Here is a 16,801-nt window from a genome sequence, read left to right as displayed (position 1 = left end):
CCTAGACCCCGCTTTTGGTCGGTTTGTCAGGTTGGGTTTCTTGGGGGCGATCTTTTGGTGCGGGCTTGCACCTGACGCGGTGTCAGGTCGTAGAACTGGTCGCATGTTCGCCATCGGGGATTTCGCTCGCTTCGGACGGGTGTCGGTGCGCAGTCTGCGGCACTACGACTCGCTCGGGTTGCTCGTGCCCGCCCGCGTCGACGCGGGCGGACGTCGCTACTACGAAGCGGCGCAGCTCGCCCGGCTGAACCGGATCGTCGCGCTCAAGGAACTGGGGTTCACGCTCCGGCAGGTGGCCGACCTCCTCGACGACAAGATCGACGTCGCCGAGCTGGAGGGGATGCTGCGGCTGCGGAGAGCGGAAATCCAGGCCCGGGTCGCGGACGACCTCGACCGGCTCGCGCGGGTCGAGGCGCGGCTCGGGCTGATCCGCCGGGAGGGGACGCCGCCCGGTGAGGAGATCCGCGTGAAGCGGGTCCCCGCGCAGCGGGTCGTCGAGCTGAGCGCGACCGCCGCGGGCTGGGAACCGGACGCCATCGCCCCGGTCGTCGTCCCGCTGTTCGGGCAGGTCTACGAGCGGCTGGCGGCGGCGGGCGGGACCCCCGGGACGATGATCGCCTACTACGAACCGGACCCGGGCGGCGTGCGCGTGCACGCGGCGGTCACCGCCGACGCCGAGGTCCCAGGGCTGACGGCGGCGGTCCTGGACGGCGCCGAGGTGGCCGCGTTCGTCCACCGGGGGCCGATGGACCGGGCGGACGCGGTATGGCAGCAGATCGCCGGGTGGATCGACGCGCACGGCTACCGGGTCGCGGGCACGCACGCGAGGTGACGCTGGCGTGCCCGGACGATCCGGAGGAGCAGGTCATCGAATTTCAGCAGGTCATCGAACGAGGAGACGAATCATGAACGAGCCGGCGATCGTGCACAGGGGGACCGTCCACTACGCGGGCGTCCCGATCGGTGTGACGCTCGCGGAGTGGGGGCGGGCGAACGCGCTGGTCCCCGAGATCTACGGCTGGCTGGCGCAGCGCGGAATCACGCCCGGCGGCGGGCCGGTCTACCGCTACCGGACGATCGGCGACACGGAGCGTCCGTTCGAACTCGAAGTCGGCGTGCCCGTCGCCGCGCCCGTCGAAGGGGACGGGCGGGTGCTGGCCCGCACGCTGCCGGAAGGGGCGTACGCCGTCCTGCTCCACGAGGGGCACCCCGACGGGCTGGGGGAGGCGCACCGGGCGCTGCGGGCCTGGGCGGAGGGGGAGGGGCATTTCCTCGATCGGGACGGTGACGCCTGGGCTGCCGTGTACGAGTCCTATCTGACCGACCCCGCGCAGGAGCCTGATCTGAACAAGTGGCGGACCGAGCTCGCGTACCTGGTCAAGGAGGCGGGACAGGCCGGATAGCGTGAGCTCATGCAGCGGAGTGTTCTGTCGGGGCTCGCCGACGTCGTGTGCGTGCTGGCCTTCGTGCTGATCGGACGGGCCGAGCACGACGGGGGCGCGAGCCTGAGCGGGTACGCCACGACCCTCTGGCCGTTCGTCGTCGGAGGCGCGGCCGGGTGGGCGGTCGGGCGGGTGTGGCGGCGGCCGGAGGCGGTCGTGCCCGCCGGGGTGGTCGTGTGGCTGTCGACCGTCGTCGTCGGGATGCTGCTGCGGGTCGCGTCCGGGCAGGGGACGGCCCCGGCGTTCGTGATCGTGTCGCTGATCTTCCTCGGCGTGACGATGCTGGGGTGGCGCGCGGTCGCGCTGCTGCGGGGGCGGAGGGCCGCCGCCTCCGGATGACGGTCTCTATGACCGGGTGGTCTTTTTTGATGATCCGTCCCTGTTGACGCGGATGCCCGGGCGCTGGTGAAGTTACTCACGAGTCACGTGGGTGACCGATCCGGCATGTCGAAAGGGACACGATGGCATCTGCGCTGCGCGCTTGGCTGGACAAGCCCAACCCCGGACGCGGCGTTCACCTGGCGGCCGACGACGGCGGGTGGAAGTTCCGCGACTACGGCGCGCTGGCCGCCGCCGCGCGGCGCACCGCCGGGGCGCTGATCGAGGAGGGCGTCCGGCCCGGTGACGTGGTGTGCGTGGTCCTGCCCACCGACTTCACGTGCGTCGAGACGTACTACGGGGTGTGGGCGGCCGGGGCGACCGTGTGCCTGATCACGCCGCCGCTGTTCCAGGACGGCGACGACTACGTGACGCACGTGGCGGCGATCCTGCGGCAGGCGCGTCCGGTGCTGGTGGTGGCGTCCGACGACCTGGCGGACTACGCGGGCCGCGCCATGGCCGAGGCGGGGATCGACGGGACGCCGTGGCGGCCGCGCCAGGGGGACGACGTCGAGGTGCGGCCCGCCGGGGAACTGGCGCTGCTGCAGTTCACGTCCGGGTCGAGCGGCTCGCCGCGCGGGGTGATGGTCACCTGGGCGAACCTGGAGGCCAACAGCGAGCTGATCGCGCGGACCGCCGGGTACGAGGACGGCGACGTCGTCGCGTCCTGGCTGCCGCTGTACCACGACATGGGGCTCATCGGGGCGTTCCTCACGCCGATCGCGCGGCAGGGGACGCTGCGGCTGATGCGCCCGGACCACTTCATCCGCGACCCCGCGCGCTGGCTGCGGTGCTTCGCGGAGGCCGCGCACACGGCGGCGCCGCCGTTCGCGTACGCGTACTGCGCGCGGCGGGTGAAGCCGGAGCAGCTGGAGGGGCTCGACCTGTCCGGCTGGAAGATGGCGCTGGTCGGCGCGGAGCCGATCGACCCGCACGCGCTGGAGGTCTTCGCGCGGCTGGTGGAGCCGTTCGGGTTCTCCCGGACGACGTTCCGTCCCGCGTACGGGATGGCCGAGACGACGCTGCTGGTCACGATGGACAACGCGCGGCGCGTCCCGCTGGCGGTCCGCCCCGACCCGGAGGCGCTGTCGTTCGGGGAGCCGGTGCGGATCCTGGAGCAGCACCCGCTGGGGCCGGAGTCGCTCGGCGCGAAGGCCGGGTGGATCGTCGGCTGCGGCACGCCGGAGGACGACGTCCCGGTGTCGATCGTGGACGACGAGGGCCGCGAGCTCGGCGAGGGGCTGCTCGGCGAGATCGTCGTCGGGGGCGCGTCGGCGTGCCCGGGGTACTTCGCGGGCGCGGAGGCGAAGTCGACGCGGTTCATCGACGGCCGGGTGTTCACCGGGGACGCCGGGTTCTTCCACGAGGGGCAGCTGTTCGTCCTCGGCCGGATGGGCGACAGCATCAAGGTGCGGGGCCGTTCGGTGTACGTCGAGGACCTCGAATCCAAGATCGCCGAGAGCACGGGCCTCGGCAAGGGACGCATCGTGGCGGTCGGGGTGCCCGGCGCCGGGCGCAAGGGCATCGCGCTGTTCGCCGAGACGCAGGACGGGTCGTGGGCGCCGGACGTCCGGGAGATGCTGCGGCGCCGCCTCGGCGACGACGTGGAGCTGACGATCGTGATCGGTGGCGGGCTGATCCAGCGGACGTCCAGCGGGAAACCGCGCAGAAGGTACATGTTCGAGCGGTTCCAGGCCGGGGCGATGGAGGGCGCACGCGTCGTCGATTGATAAACGCGCCCGGAACGGACAACATGTCGTTGACGCTGTGAAAGGTCGACGATGCCGTCTGTGTCCGGAATGCTGCGCCGGTTGGGTTCCACCGCGCAGAACGCCCTGGAGGTCGCCCGCTTCGGCGGGTTCGACACCGATGAGGACGCCTCGCCGTGCGAGGTGGTGACCGAGCAGCGGGTGTACCGGCTGCGGCACTACTTCCCGGACGCGGGGGACGGGCCGGTGATCCTGCTCGTCCCGCCGCTGATGATCACCGCGGAGGTGTACGACGTCTCGTCGCGGTCGAGCGCGGTGGGCGTCCTGCGCCGGCTCGGCGCCGACCCGTGGGTGGTCGACTTCGGCGCGCCGGAGCGTGAGCCGGGCGGTCTGGAGCGGACGGTCACCGACCACGTCCTCGCGGTCAGCGACGCCGTCGACCGGGTCCGCGAGAGCACCGGACGGGACGTGCACCTCGCGGGCTACTCGCAGGGCGGCATGTTCGTCTACCAGGTGGCGGCGTACCGGCGCAGCGAGGGCATCGAGTCGGTCGTGACGTTCGGCAGCCCGGCCGACACGAGCGTCGGGCTGCCGTTCGGCGTCCCGAGCCGGGTGGCGGTCGAGGGCCTGGAGCGGATCCCCGACTGGGCGCTGGGCGAGTTCGCGGTCCCGGGCTGGGTGACGCGGCTGGGGTTCCAGCTGCTCAGCCCGGTGAAGTCGGTGCGGTCGCGCGCGGAGTTCATCCTGCAGCTGCACGACCGGGAGCGGCTGGCGCCCCGGGAAAGGCAGCGGCGGTTCCTCGAACGGGAGGGCTGGGTGTCGTGGCCCGGGCCCGCGCTGGCGGAGTTCCTGCGGCAGTTCATCCAGCACAACCGGATGCTGACGGGCGGATTCGTCATCGGTGACCGACTGGTCACGCTCGCCGACATCACCTGCCCGGTGCTGACGTTCGTCGGGGAGGTCGACGAGATCGCCGCGCCGCCGATGGTGCGCGGCATCCGGCGGGCCGCGCCGCGCGCCCAGGTGTACGAGACCTCCCTGCGCGCCGGGCATTTCGGGCTCGTGGTCGGGTCGGTCGCGACCGAGCAGACGTGGCCCGCCGTCGCCGCGTGGGCGCGCTGGCGCGCCGGGACGGGCCCTGCTGCCGGAGATCGTCGCGCCCGTCACCGGGGACGAGGAGGCCCGCGCGGCGCGCCCGCCCGGCGGGCTCGCCGGGTACGGGCTGCAGCTCGGCGACGAGCGTCGGGACGGCGCCGCGACGTCGCGCTTGCGGACGGTGACGCGGGCGGCGAGCGGACCCGGCAGCTCGCCGGGCAGGCCGCGCGGAACCTGCCGCGGCTCGCGCGGCTGGAGCGGATCCACTCCTCCACCCGCATGTCGATGGGGCTGCTGCTGGACGAGCAGGCCGCCCGGATGCCGGACGAGGTGTTCTTCGTCTACCGGGACCGCGCGCACACGCACGAGGCGGCGAAGAAGCGGGTGGACGCGGTCGTCCGCGGGCTGATCCACATCGGGGTGCGGCAGGGCGACGCCGTCGGGGTGCTGATGGGGACGCGGCCGTCGGCGCTCGCGCTCGTCGCGGCGCTGTCCCGGCTGGGCGCCGTCGCGGTGCTGCTGCGCCCGGACGGCGACCCGGCGGCGGAGGCGCGGCTCGGCAACGTCACCCGGGTGATCGCCGACCCGGAGCACGCGGCGCGGGCCGCGGAACTGGACGTCCCCGCGCACCTGCTGGGCGGCGCGCGCGCCCCCGGACGGGACCTCCTGCCCGACATGGAGAGCATCGACGTCGCCGAGCTGAAGCCGCCCGCGTGGTACCGGCCGAATCCCGGACGGGCGGGCGACCTCGCGTTCGTCGTGTTCAACGGGGACGGCGAGCACCTGCGGGCCAGCCGGATCACGAACCGGCGGTGGGCGCTGTCGGCGTTCGGCACCGCCTCGTCGGCCGCGCTGTCGCCGTCCGACACCGTGTACAGCATCACCCCGATCCAGCATCCGTCGGCGCTGCTGATGAGCCTCGGCGGCGCCGTCGCGGGCGGCGCGCGGCTCGCGCTGGCCGACGGCTACGACCCCGCGACGTTCTGGGCCGAGGCGCGGCGGTACGGGGCGACGGTCGCGTCCTACACGTGGACGCTGCTGGGCGACCTGGTGGACGCGCCCCCGGACCCGGCCGAGCGGCACCACGCCGTCCGGCTGTTCATCGGCTCGGGGATGCCGCGCAACCTGTGGCGGCGGGTCGAGGAGCGGTTCGCGCCCGCGCGGGTGCTGGAGTTCTACGCGTCCACGGCGGGCGAGTCGGTGCTGGTGAACCTGAGCGGGAAGAAGCCGGGGTCGCTGGGCCGCCCGCTGCCGGGCGGCGCGCCGGTGCGGCTCGCCCGCTACGACCTGGAGCGGGGCAGGCTCGCCGAGGGGCCGGACGGGCTCGCGGTCGAGTGCGAACCGGACGAGATCGGCATGCTGCTGTCGCGGGTGCGTCCCGCGGCGCTCGGGGACGCGGCCCGCCCGGTGCGCGGGGTGTTCGAGCCGGACGACGCGTGGTCGATCACCGGGGACCTGTTCACCCGCGACGCCGACGGCGACTTCTGGCTGGTCGGGCGGGACGCGGAGCTGATCCGGACGGCCGAGGGGATCGTCCCGCCGGGCCCGATCCGGGACGCGCTCGGCGAGCTGCCGTACATCGACGCCGTCGCCGTCTACGGGATCCCGGTGGGCGACGCGGAGATCGTCGCGGCGGCCGTCCGGCTGCGGGACGGCGCCGAGCTGAAGCTCCTCGACGTGTCGCAGGCGCTGCTGCGGCTGGAGTTCCGGCTGCGTCCCCGGCTGGTCCGGGTGGTGGACGAGATCCCGGTGACGGCCGGGCGGCGGCCGCGGACCGGGCCGCTGCGCGACGAGGGGGTGCCGGAGGCGGGCGACCGCCGGTCGTACGCGCGCGACCGGAGCGGCGGCTACCGGCCGCTGTCCGGACGGGCGCGCCGGAACCTGCTGGCCGCCCCCGAGCGCGACCGGTCGGAGGGCGTCGCAGGTCACCCTTGATAAGTCTGGACTTACCGGCGTCCGCTGCGTTACAACGAAGCAACAGTTTTCGTCCTTTTGTTGCACACATTTCCCCCCGGAGGTGCCATGACGGGCGTCCTCGCGCCGCCGCCCCAGGGCAGCGACCTGAAAGCGGTACCCGGCGTGCCGGGCATTCCCTACATCGGCAACACGCTCTCGGTGATGCGCGACCCGATCGGCCAGGCCCGCAAGCGCTACGACGCGTACGGGCCGGTCGCGTGGGGCTGGCTCCTCGGGCAGCGCACCTGCACGGTGCAGGGGCCCGAGGCCGCCGAGGTCGTCCTGGTCAACCGGGACAAGGCCTTCGCCAACGGCCCCGCTTGGAGCTACTTCATCGGCCCGTTCTTCAACCGCGGCATCATGCTCCTGGACTTCGAGGAGCACCTGCACCACCGCCGCATCATGCAGCAGGCGTTCACCCGCCCCCGGCTGCGCGCCTACATGGACGCGATGGCGCCCGGCATCGTCAAGGGCCTGGACGCCTGGGAGCCCGGGCCGGACTTCAAGGTGTACGACCACCTGAAGCAGCTCACCCTCGACCTCGCGGTCGACGTGTTCATGGGCGTCGAGCTCGACCGCGCCGAACGCGACCGCGTCAACGGCGCGTTCGTCGACGCCGTCCGCGCCGGGACCGCCTACGTGCGCTTCCCCGTGCCCGGCCTGCGCTGGCAGAAGGGGCTGCGGGCGCGCAAGGTGCTGGAGGAGTTCTTCTACCGGCACCTGCCCGCCAAGCGCCGCGACGGCGGCGACGACCTGTTCGCCGCGCTGTGCCAGGCCGAGACCGACGACGGCCACCGCTTCACCGACGAGGACGTCGTCAACCACATGATCTTCGCGCTGATGGCGGCGCACGACACCACCACCATCACGCTGACCACGATGGCCTACTACCTGGCGAAGTACCCCGAGTGGCAGGAGCGGCTCCGCGACGAGTCCCGCGCCCTCGGCAAGCCCCGGCCCGGCTACGACGACCTCGACGCGTTCACCGGCATCGACATGGTGATGAAGGAGTCGCTGCGGATGGTCGCGCCCGTCCCGGCGCTGCCCCGCAAGGTCGTCAAGGACACCTCGATCCTCGGGTTCCACGTGCCCGCCGGGACGGTCGTCGTGGTGCCGATGCTCAGCAACCACCACATGGCCGAATGGTGGCCCGACCCCGAGCGCTTCGACCCCGAACGGTTCTCCGCCGAACGCCGCGAGGACAAGGCGCACAAGTACGCCTGGGCGCCGTTCGGCGGCGGCGCGCACAAGTGCATCGGGCTCTACTTCGCCGGGATGCAGGTCAAGACGATCCTGCACCAGGTGCTGCAGCGGTACCGGTGGAGCGTCCCGGCACGGTACGAATGGCCGCTGGACACCACGTCCCTGCCCTCGCCCAAGGACGGCCTGCCCGTCCGCCTCGACCGTCTGGAGACCCCGTGAGCAAGGTCATCGCGATCACCGGGGCGGCGCGCGGCATCGGGCTCGCCACCGCCCGCGCCGTCAAGGCGCGCGGCGCGGCCGTCGTCATCGGCGACATCGACGAGGCCGCGGTGCGGGCGGCGGCGGACGACCTGGGCGTCACCGGGCTCGTCGTGGACGTCACGTCCCGCGAGTCGTTCGCGGCGTTCCTCGACGCGGCCGAAGCGGCGGCCGGCCCCCTCGACGTCCTGATCAACAACGCGGGGATCATGCCGATCGGGCCCGTCACGCAGGAGAGCGAGGCCGACGCCCGCCGCTGCCTCGACATCAACGTGCATGGTGTGATGACCGGCACCAAGCTCGCCCTCGACCGGATGCTGCCGCGCGGGCACGGCCACATCGTCAACGTCGCGTCGCTCGCCGGGATCCTCTACACCCCCGGCCTGGCCCTCTACAACGCCAGCAAGGCCGCCGTCGTCGCGTTCACCGAGGCGACGCGGCTGGAGGTGCGGGACCGGGGCGTGCACGTCGGCGCCGTCCTGCCGTCGTTCACCAACACCGAGCTGGTCGCGGGAACGGCCAGCCCCAACGGGATGCGCAACTGCGAGCCCGAGGACATCGCCGCCGCGGTCGTCGAGCTGATCGGACGGCCGCGCCCGCAGGTCGTCGTGCCGAAGAAGCTCGGCGCGCAGACCCGGCTCGGGGCGCTGTTCCCCGACCGGGTCCGGCGGGCGGTCTCCCGCCGCTACGGCCTCGACCGGATCTTCCTGGAGTACGACCCGGCGGCCCGCAAGGGCTACGACGCCCGCATCCGCTCCGGCTCCTGACCCCGCTTCCTAGGCCCCGCCCCGCGACGGGCGCCGCCGCGCCTTCCGCGCCTCCCGGAAGGCGCGGCGGGCCTGCGGCAGGTACCGGACGGACTCCGGCAGCAGCGGCCACAGCGCGTTCCCGCGCCGCACGAGCGCGGCGAACCGCCGGTGCCGGCGCTCGTCCGCCGCGCTCCACGGCAGGTCGAGCAGCTCGCGCATCCGGGGCGGCATCCCGCCGACCGTGACGAACCGGGCGGCCGCGTTCAGCGGCGGCGACACCGCCCGCCACACCGGCGCCGGGACGCGCGGCGGCGCGGGCAGCCCCTTCGTCACGTAGCCGACGCCGTACCGGGCGGTCTTGTGCGCGACGATCTCCTCGTCGAGCATCCGCCGCCAGTACGCGCGGAAGCCGTCCCAGTCGTCCGGCATCGCCCGCTCGCTGACCCCGTACATCCGGAACCACACCTTCGACTCCGCGTAGATCCGGTGCTTGTCCGCCTCGGAGAGCGGCCGGACGAACGTCTCGATCATGTAGAGCATGTGGTCGAGGAAGGTCGCGTGCGCCCAGTAGTACGTCTCGGGGTCGAGCGCGTGGTAGCGCGAACCGTCCGGCATCGTCCCCTTGATGTCGCGGTGGTAGTCGCGCACCGTCCGTCCGGTCTCCGGGGCGCGCTCCCCGCCGTAGACGGTGTTCAGGATCGGCCCGGCGGACCGCTGCAGCCGCGCGAACGTCTCCGCGAAGAACACCGAGTGGTCCAGGACGCCCTGGCCGAGCGCGGGCAGCATGTTCTGCAGGACGGCCGCGCGCGGGCCGACCAGCAGCATGCGGGTGTCGCCGAAATAACGCCAGGTGAGCGAGCCGGGGCCGAGCGGGGAGGGAGCCGGATCCGTCATGAGCACCGCCGGGGGAGACGCGGATGGAACAGAACAACGAGAATTGTAGCTTTGTTGCGCCGGTGGGGTGCCGGGCGGGTCCGGGACGCCGTTAGGGTGCGGGCATGACGACCGATGCGACCGACGTCGATGAGCTCGACGTCGACGCGGGCGCTCCCGGGCTGCTGGCCCGCCTGGCGGCGCCCGAGCCCGGGGCCGACGACCCGGCCGCCCGGATCCTGGACGCCGCCCTCGCCGAGTTCGAGACCTACGGGCTCCGCCGCGTCAGCGTCGAGGACGTCGCCCGCCGGGCCGGCGTCGCGCGCACCACCATCTACCGCCGGTTCACCAACAAGGACGGGCTGCTGCAGGCGGTGATCCTGCGGGAGGTGCGCCGCTTCCTCACCGCGATCGCCCGCGCCACCGAGGACCTCGCCACCCCCGAGGACGCCGTCGTCGAAGGCTTCGTCGCGGGCCTGCAGGGCGCCCGCCGCCACCCGCTGATGCGGCGCGTCCTGGAGAGCGAACCGGAGACCCTGCTGCCGCAGCTCGGCATGAACGGCGGCGCGGTGCTGGTCGCGGCCCGCGACGTCCTCGCCGAACGGCTCCGCCGCGCCCGTCCGGCCGACGCCGCCGACCACGACGCCGTCGCCGAGGTACTGGTACGGCTCGCCGCGTCGCTACTGCTCGTCCCCGGCGGCGGCCTGCCCCTGGAGGAGGACGACGACATCCGCGCCTTCGCCCGCCACTACCTCACCCGCCTGCTCCACCGCCCCTGACGGTCCGGGCGCGATCGGGGGTCGCCGGGCGGGGCGGGGTCCCGTAGTCTTCGGGTTGTTGGAATTTCGTTCTAGAACCGGAGGCGCGATATGGAGCCGGTGGTCCGCACCCGGTCCGGCAGGGTCCTGGGCAGCACGCGGGACGGCGTCAGCGCGTTCCTCGGCATTCCGTACGCCGCGCCGCCGTTCGGCCCGAACCGGTTCCGGGCCCCGCGGCCGCCCGAGCCGTGGGACTCGGTCCGGCCCATGACCGAGTACGGCCCGACGGCGCCGAAGCCCGGCTACGCGGGCGCGTTCAAGACCCTCCTCCCGGACCCCGAGATCCCGGGCGAGGACTGCCTCAACCTCAACGTCTGGACCCCCGACCCCGGCGGCTCCGGGCTGCCGGTCATGGTGTGGATCCACGGCGGCGCGTTCGTGAACGGGTCCGGCGCGTCCCGACGTACAACGGGCACAACTTCGCGCGGGACGGCGTCGTCTGCGTGACGATCAACTACCGGCTCGGCGTCGAGGGGTTCGCGAGCCTGGCCGGTGCCCCGCCCAACCGGGGCGTGCTCGACCAGATCGCCGCGCTGGAATGGGTCCGCGACAACATCGCGGCGTTCGGCGGCGACCCCGGCCGCGTCACGGTGTTCGGCGAGTCGGCGGGCGGGATGAGCGTCACGACCCTGCTCTCCCTCGACCTCGGCCTGTTCCGGCGCGCGATCACGCAGAGCGGGTCGGGCAACATCGCGCAGGACCCGGACGACGCGCTGCTCGTCGCCAAGGAGATCGCCGCCCGCCTCGGCGTCGCGCCGACCGCCGAGGCGTTCGCCGCGCTCGACCCGGCCGCGATCGTCCCGGTGCAGGCCGCCGTGTCCGGCGAGGTGTCGGCGCTGCCCGACCCGGGCCGGTGGGGCGCCACCACCGCGTCCGGCGCGATGGCGCTCACCCCGATCGTCGACGGCGAGCTGATCACCGCCCGTCCCGAGGACGCCGTCGCGGCCGGTGCCGGACGGGACGTGGACCTGCTCACCGGGTACACCGCCGAGGAGTTCCGGCTGTTCCTGATGCCGACCGGCGTCGCCGCCGCCCTCACCGACGACCTGGTCGGCGCCGCCACCGCCGGGATGGGCGTGCCGCCCGCGGTCGCCGCCGCCTACCGCGACCGGCACCCCGACCTCACCGCGGGCGAGCTGATGGCGACGATCGTCACCGACAGCCTGTTCCGGATGCCGGTGCACCGCACCGCCGCCGGGCACGCCGCGAACGGCGGGCGGACGTGGATGTACGAGTTCGGCTGGCGGTCCCCGAACCACGGCCTCGGCGCGTGCCACGCCCTCGAACTCGGGTTCGTGTTCGACAACCTCGAACCCGACTCGGCGCTCGCGGGGCCGAACCCGCCGCAGGCCCTCGCCGACGCCATGCACCGCGCGTGGGTGCGGTTCGCGGCGGACGGCGACCCCGGCTGGGACCCGTTCGACGCGCGGGACCGCACCGTCCGCGTCTTCGGCGGCGAGACCGACGGGACGGTCCGCGACCCGCGCGGCGCCGACCGCGAACTCTGGGACTGACGCCGCGTCGGCCGGGAGGCGACTCCCGGCCGGGCCGCGTCAGCCGTTCAGCCGCTTGCGCCCCTGCGCCCGGACCCGCTTGCGCTGGGACGGGTCGAGCGCCAGGTACCCGACGACGGGCGCGGCGAGCACACCGAGGATGATCAGCGCGGTGAGCCACCACGGGAAAATGAACAGGGTCAGGAAGCCGACGGCGACACCGCCGATCACAATCTTGGTCTGGGTCGACATGTCTACCTCCGATACTGGCCGCCCATCAGGGACAACGACCTCGCGGCGACCGTCGTTCCACGATATGTCGCGAGTCGCCCGCAGGCCAGTGCCGGGGGGAACCGCTCAGATGCGCAGCGACAGCTGACCGCCGCCCAGCGTGCGCAGGACGTCCGCGTGCAGCTTGCCGTTCGTGCACACGACGCTGCCGCCGTCCGGCCCGGGCACCCCGTTCAGATCGGTGAACATCCCGCCCGCCTCCTCGACGATCACCTGCAGCGCCGCGAGGTCCCACAGCGACACCTCCGGCTCCGTCGACACGTCCACGGCGCCCTCGGCGACCATCATGTGCGACCAGAAGTCGCCGAACGCCCGCGTCCGCCACACCTCGCGCGACAGCTCCAGGAACTGCTCCAGCCGCCCCTGCTCCTCCCAGCCGCTCAGGCTGGAGAACGACAGCGACGCGTCCGACAGCTCCGTGACCGCCGACACGCTGATCGGCGTCGCCCGGGTCAGGCTGCGGCCGGTGAACGCGCCGCCGCCCCGCGCCGCCCACCAGCGCCGGTTCAGCGCGGGCGCCGACACCACCCCGACGACCACCTCGTCGTTCTCCATCAGCGCGATCAGCGTCGCCCACACCGGCACGCCCCGCACGAAGTTCTTCGTCGCGTCGATCGGGTCGATGACCCAGCAGCGGTTCCCGCCCCCGGTCCGCCCGTACTCCTCGCCGAGGACCGCGTCGCGCGGCCGGGACCGGCCCAGCGTGGCGCGAAGCTGCTCCTCGACGCCGCGGTCGGCGTCGCTCACCGGCGTCAGGTCCGGCTTGGTCTCGACGTCGAGATCGAGCGCGCGGAAGCGCTTGGTCGTGATGTCATCGGCCTGGTCCGCCAGCACGTGTGCGAATCGCAGGTCATCGGAATAGCCCGCCACGGCGTGCCACGCTACCGCGACGGGCGGCGCCCCGACACACTCGGCGGCCCCGGGCCCCGGGCCCCGGGCACCGGGCGCGCGGCGCCCGTCCGGCCGCCGGTCGCGTGACCGCCCGCCCGGAAGGCCCGCCCGGAAGGCCCGTCCGATGGCAGCATGGGCGCATGTCCCACGACCTGCCCGGATGGGTGGCCGAACTGACCGACCCGCGCCGGGCCCGCACCCTGGACGAGCTCGCCGACCGGCTCGTCCCGCTGGCCGAGCACGCCATCGACGTGTCCCGCCGGCTCCAGTCGCAGCTGACGGAGCTGAACGACCCGTTCCGGCGCGAGGCGCTGCACGGCCGCGTCGACCGGCTGAAGGCCCGCGCCCGCGATGCCCTCGAAGAGATCACGGGGGAGATCGCCGCCTCCGGGGAGAAACGCATCGAACGCCTCTGGGCCGACCGGGCCGGACGCGACGGCCCGCTCGACCGCGACCGCGAGCGCGAACTGCGGCGGCTCCTGGAACGCGACGTCGTCCCGCTCCTGTCCGAGCGGGAGCGGGAGGCCGCCGAACGGGTCGCCGACCGGACGTCCCGCGCGCTGGAGGAGGCCGTGCGGACGCTCCTCACGCGCGTCGAGGAACTGGCCGGGGCCGTCACCGCGCTCGTCCAGGACGTGCTGCCCCTCGCCCGCGAGGGCCTGGACCTCGCCGGCCGGATCTCCGCCCTGTCGGGCTCGGCCCGCCGCGCCGGGCGCGGTCCCGTCCCGGCCGAGCTGGCCGCCTCCGCGACCGAGGTGGCGCGCGCGTTCGACGAGGCCGTCGCCCGCCTCGAACTCGAATGGGCGGCGCTCGGCGCCCGCTCCGCGACCGTCCGGGCCGCGCTGCGCGGCGCGGAGGAGAACGCGTTCAGCCACGTCGCCGAGGAGATGACCGCCTGCGTCCAGGACCTCGCGCCCGGGCACGTCCGGGCGCTGGCCGAGGCCGAGAAACGCGCCCGCGCGCTCCTCGGGGAGTCCCCGGAGGGCTAGGAGGCTAGGGCCGGACTCGAAGCCGCCTCGTCCGCGCGCGAACGCGTGACCTGCCCGGTGCGGCGAGGCCGCTAGGAGAGCTCGCGGAGCGTCTGCAGGAACCGCTCGTAGTACGGGACGGACTCGTCCCAGAGGGCGACCGGGGCGTGCAGCAGCACGGAGGCGTTGGAATCGCCGAAGTGGAAGAGCCGTATGCGGACCCGCGAGGGCACGCCGTCGTAGTCGTAGGTGTACTGGATCTCGGCCGCTTCGAACCCCTGGTAGGCGATGTCGCGGATCGCGCCTTCCTGCTCGAAGCCGGGGTACTCTTCCTCGTCGTTCGCCAGGTCCTCCGCCAACCGGGTGAGCGTGCCCGCGTAGTCGTCGTCCGCGGAGCCGCCGCGCCGGAACGACAGGCTGCGGGGGGACCCCTGCGACGCGTCGAGGAAGCGGAGGCGGCCGGGTTCGTCCGCCGACATCTTCCATCCCTTCGGGACGTCGGCCTCGTAGTCCGTTCCGCCGAACCGCACGAACCGGGCGTCGGCGGTGTCGCCGCCCTGCTCGGGAACGTTGCGCTCCGCCGCCGGTGACGTCGCGGAGGATCCGCCCGCCCGGGTTTCCTCGCCGGAGTCGAAGGCCAGGGGCGTCACGATGATCGACGACACCAGCACGGCGGAGACGGCCGCCGCGGCGCCGAGCTGCGCCCGCGCCGCCTCGGCCGCCGGGCGGCGGGCTCCGGCGCCGGGGTCCACGGCTCGGCCGCGAGGGGATCGGTCCCGTCGTCCGCCGTGCCGCCGCGACGTCCGGCGGCGGAACGGTCGCGGTGAAGGCGGACGGGTCCGCGGCGATCCGGCGGAGCATCCGCTCGGCCTCGTCCGGCCGCATCCGCTGATCCGGGTCCTTGCGCAGCAGCCCCCGGACGACCGGTGCGAGGGGACCGGCCAGCCGGAGCGGATCCGGGTCGTCCGACGCCAGCGCCGTCAGCACGCCCCAGACGTCGGGGCGCCGGTACGGCGGGCGGCCCTCGACCGCCGCGTACAGGGTCGCGCCGAACGACCACAGGTCCGACGCCGGGGACGCCTTGCGTCCGCGGGCCTGCTCGGGCGCCATGTAGGCGGGCGACCCCATGAGCGCGCCGCTGCGGGTGAGGGTCTCGTCGCCGGCGGCGGTCGCGATGCCGAAGTCGGTGAGCACGGCACGTCCGTCCGGCAGCAGGACGTTGCCGGGCTTGACGTCGCGGTGCACCACCCCGGCGGCGTGCGCGGCGCGCAGGGCGCCGAGTAGGTCCAGGCCGAGTTCCGCGACGCGGCCCGGCGGCAGCGGCCCGTCCTCCCGGACGACCGCGTGCAGCGACGGCGCCCGGACGAACTGCATGACGATCCAGGGCCGCCCGCCCTCCTCCACGACGTCGTACACGATCACGATGCCGGGATGGTCGAGCCGCGCCGCCGACCGCGCCTCCCGGAACGTCCGCGCGTACAGCCGCGCGATCTGCTCCTCCTCGAGACCGTCCGGCGGCTTCATCTCCTTGACCGCCACCTGCCGGTCGAGCAGCAGGTCCCGGGCCCGCCACACCGCGCCCATCCCGCCGCGCCCGACGAGCTCGCCCAGCTCGTAGCGCGCTCCAGCAACTCGAACCGGTCCGCGATCACTCGGGGCATATCGGGGACGATAACGGTGATCCTTTCGGTTTCCGCGATCCTCGATCCGTTAAGGCCACATCCGGCCTCCGGACGGTCCGGTCGACGGTCAGTCGGCGCGGAATGTCCGCAGGAACGTCTCGAAGTGGGGAACGGAAGCGTTCCACTGGTCCAGCTGCGTCGTCAGAATGGCGCTGTAGATGGCGCCGTCGAAACGGAACAGCCGCATTCTCATGCGGGACTCGACATCGGCCGCGGTGAACGTGAACTGGAGTTCCGCCGCGTCGGCGCCGAGGTAGCGCAGTTCCGTGAACCGCTCCTGCCGGTACCCCGGGTAGGTCACCGGGTCCGCCTCGAACGACTCGGCCGCGCGCTCCAGCGCCTCGCCCACGTCGGCGACGGCCGCGACGTCGTCGGCGGCGATGAGCTCCCCGAGCGAGATGGTGCGGATCACCGTCGCGTCGGGAGCGGAGAAGAGCGTCCCGCCCTCCTCCGGGGAGGCGCTCCAGTCGAATGGCACGTTCACGGTGTACCCCTCGCCGTAGTACACCCGGTACGGGGGCGTGCTCGGCGGCTGCGAGGGCGGGGGCGTCTCGCCGCCCGTGGCGCCGGACGCGGCCCGTCCGGTGTCGTCGCGGAGGGCGAGCAGCACCCCGGCGGCGACGGCGGCGGTGAGGAACACGACCGCGACGACGCAGATCGGGACGATGACCGCCCACCGCGGGCCCGTCCGCGGCGGCGGCCCGCCCGGCGGCCCGGCCGGGTGCGCGCCCGGCGGGACGTAGCGCGGTCTGCGGGTACCCGGCCCAGTCGGGCGAGCTCTGCGGTGCGGGCGGCGGAGGCGGGAACACGGGCGGGAACGGCGGCGGCGTGCTCGGGGGCGTCACGGGTTCGGTGTCGCGCCCGGTGACCCCGCGGAGCAGGCGCTCGGCCTCGTCCGGGCCGATCCGCCGCTCCGGCGGCGGCGGCGAGCAGGCCGTCCAGGACGGGCGCGAGCGGCCCGGCGAGCCGCGGCGGGTCCGGCTCGCGGCGGCCGC

General features: G+C 73.9%; 16 protein-coding genes and 1 pseudogene. 11 read left to right on the top strand and 6 right to left on the bottom strand.

Annotation, left to right across the window (positions count from 1 at the left end; translation table 11 throughout):
• The first annotated feature begins 103 nt into the window (after nt 1-103).
• From BJF79_RS12725 to BJF79_RS12695, 7 genes are all read left to right on the top strand, one after another.
• On the top strand, nt 104-832 hold the full coding sequence (locus BJF79_RS12725) for a MerR family transcriptional regulator (protein WP_262401935.1): 729 nt from the start codon (nt 104-106) through the stop codon (nt 830-832).
• Between the two features lie 73 nt (nt 833-905).
• Nucleotides 906-1,403, top strand: coding sequence for a GyrI-like domain-containing protein (locus BJF79_RS12720; RefSeq protein WP_075897310.1), 498 nt, complete (start codon nt 906-908; stop codon nt 1,401-1,403).
• A gap of 9 nt (nt 1,404-1,412) precedes the next feature.
• Nucleotides 1,413-1,781, top strand: coding sequence for a DUF3054 domain-containing protein (locus BJF79_RS12715; protein WP_075897308.1), 369 nt, complete (start codon nt 1,413-1,415; stop codon nt 1,779-1,781).
• Nucleotides 1,782-1,903: 122 nt separating this feature from the next.
• Nucleotides 1,904-3,550, top strand: a complete 1,647-nt coding sequence (locus BJF79_RS12710; protein ID WP_075897306.1) for an AMP-binding protein — start codon at nt 1,904-1,906, stop codon at nt 3,548-3,550.
• A gap of 51 nt (nt 3,551-3,601) precedes the next feature.
• Complete coding sequence (locus BJF79_RS12705; RefSeq protein WP_083733378.1) at nt 3,602-6,559, top strand: AMP-binding protein; 2,958 nt, start codon at nt 3,602-3,604, stop codon at nt 6,557-6,559.
• An 87-nt stretch (nt 6,560-6,646) separates the two neighbouring features.
• Complete coding sequence (locus BJF79_RS12700; protein ID WP_075897304.1) at nt 6,647-8,002, top strand: cytochrome P450; 1,356 nt, start codon at nt 6,647-6,649, stop codon at nt 8,000-8,002.
• On the top strand, nt 7,999-8,808 hold the full coding sequence (locus tag BJF79_RS12695; RefSeq protein ID WP_075897302.1) for an SDR family oxidoreductase: 810 nt from the start codon (nt 7,999-8,001) through the stop codon (nt 8,806-8,808). Before BJF79_RS12700 ends, BJF79_RS12695 begins: the two co-directional genes overlap by 4 nt.
• Nucleotides 8,809-8,817: 9 nt before the next feature.
• Here the strand turns inward: BJF79_RS12695 and BJF79_RS12690 are convergent, their stop codons facing one another.
• Nucleotides 8,818-9,684, bottom strand: coding sequence for an oxygenase MpaB family protein (locus tag BJF79_RS12690; RefSeq protein WP_075897300.1), 867 nt, complete (start codon nt 9,682-9,684; stop codon nt 8,818-8,820).
• Between the two features lie 104 nt (nt 9,685-9,788).
• On the opposite strand from BJF79_RS12690, the gene BJF79_RS12685 reads away from it, so the two are divergent.
• From BJF79_RS12685 to BJF79_RS12680, 3 genes are all read left to right on the top strand, one after another.
• Nucleotides 9,789-10,442 (top strand): TetR/AcrR family transcriptional regulator, encoded by a 654-nt coding sequence (locus tag BJF79_RS12685; protein ID WP_075897298.1) that lies wholly within the window; start codon nt 9,789-9,791, stop codon nt 10,440-10,442.
• 90 nt (nt 10,443-10,532) lie between these two features.
• A complete protein-coding gene (locus BJF79_RS59625; protein ID WP_262401934.1) occupies nt 10,533-10,928 on the top strand; it encodes a carboxylesterase family protein in 396 nt (131 codons plus the stop codon).
• Complete coding sequence (locus BJF79_RS12680; protein ID WP_262401933.1) at nt 10,925-11,995, top strand: carboxylesterase family protein; 1,071 nt, start codon at nt 10,925-10,927, stop codon at nt 11,993-11,995. Before BJF79_RS59625 ends, BJF79_RS12680 begins: the two co-directional genes overlap by 4 nt.
• 39 nt (nt 11,996-12,034) lie before the next feature.
• On the opposite strand, the gene BJF79_RS12675 is transcribed toward BJF79_RS12680, so the two are convergent.
• The gene (locus BJF79_RS12675; protein WP_075897296.1) at nt 12,035-12,226 is read right to left on the bottom strand and encodes a hypothetical protein; all 192 of its coding nucleotides are present in this window, start codon (nt 12,224-12,226) and stop codon (nt 12,035-12,037) included.
• 105 nt (nt 12,227-12,331) lie between these two features.
• Nucleotides 12,332-13,135, bottom strand: coding sequence for a histidinol-phosphatase (gene hisN / locus BJF79_RS12670; protein ID WP_075897294.1), 804 nt, complete (start codon nt 13,133-13,135; stop codon nt 12,332-12,334).
• A 161-nt stretch (nt 13,136-13,296) separates the two neighbouring features.
• On the opposite strand from hisN, the gene BJF79_RS12665 reads away from it, so the two are divergent.
• Entirely contained in the window at nt 13,297-14,145 is an 849-nt protein-coding gene (locus BJF79_RS12665; protein ID WP_075897292.1) for a hypothetical protein, read from the top strand.
• 71 nt (nt 14,146-14,216) lie between these two features.
• Here the strand turns inward: BJF79_RS12665 and BJF79_RS12660 are convergent, their stop codons facing one another.
• From BJF79_RS12660 to BJF79_RS12650, 3 genes and pseudogenes are all read right to left on the bottom strand, one after another.
• Complete coding sequence (locus tag BJF79_RS12660) at nt 14,217-14,876, bottom strand: hypothetical protein (RefSeq protein WP_075897290.1); 660 nt, start codon at nt 14,874-14,876, stop codon at nt 14,217-14,219.
• A gap of 175 nt (nt 14,877-15,051) precedes the next feature.
• Nucleotides 15,052-15,708: pseudogene (locus BJF79_RS12655) on the bottom strand (serine/threonine-protein kinase); the annotation flags it as partial.
• A 165-nt stretch (nt 15,709-15,873) separates the two neighbouring features.
• On the bottom strand, nt 15,874-16,446 hold the full coding sequence (locus BJF79_RS12650; RefSeq protein ID WP_075897288.1) for a hypothetical protein: 573 nt from the start codon (nt 16,444-16,446) through the stop codon (nt 15,874-15,876).
• Between the last annotated feature and the right edge of the window lie 355 nt (nt 16,447-16,801).

The organism is Actinomadura sp. CNU-125, assembly GCF_001942465.1.
GTDB lineage: Bacteria > Actinomycetota > Actinomycetes > Streptosporangiales > Streptosporangiaceae > Spirillospora.
Note: the sequence above shows the minus strand (reverse complement) of the source record. Positions and strands in the feature narration are given on the sequence as shown.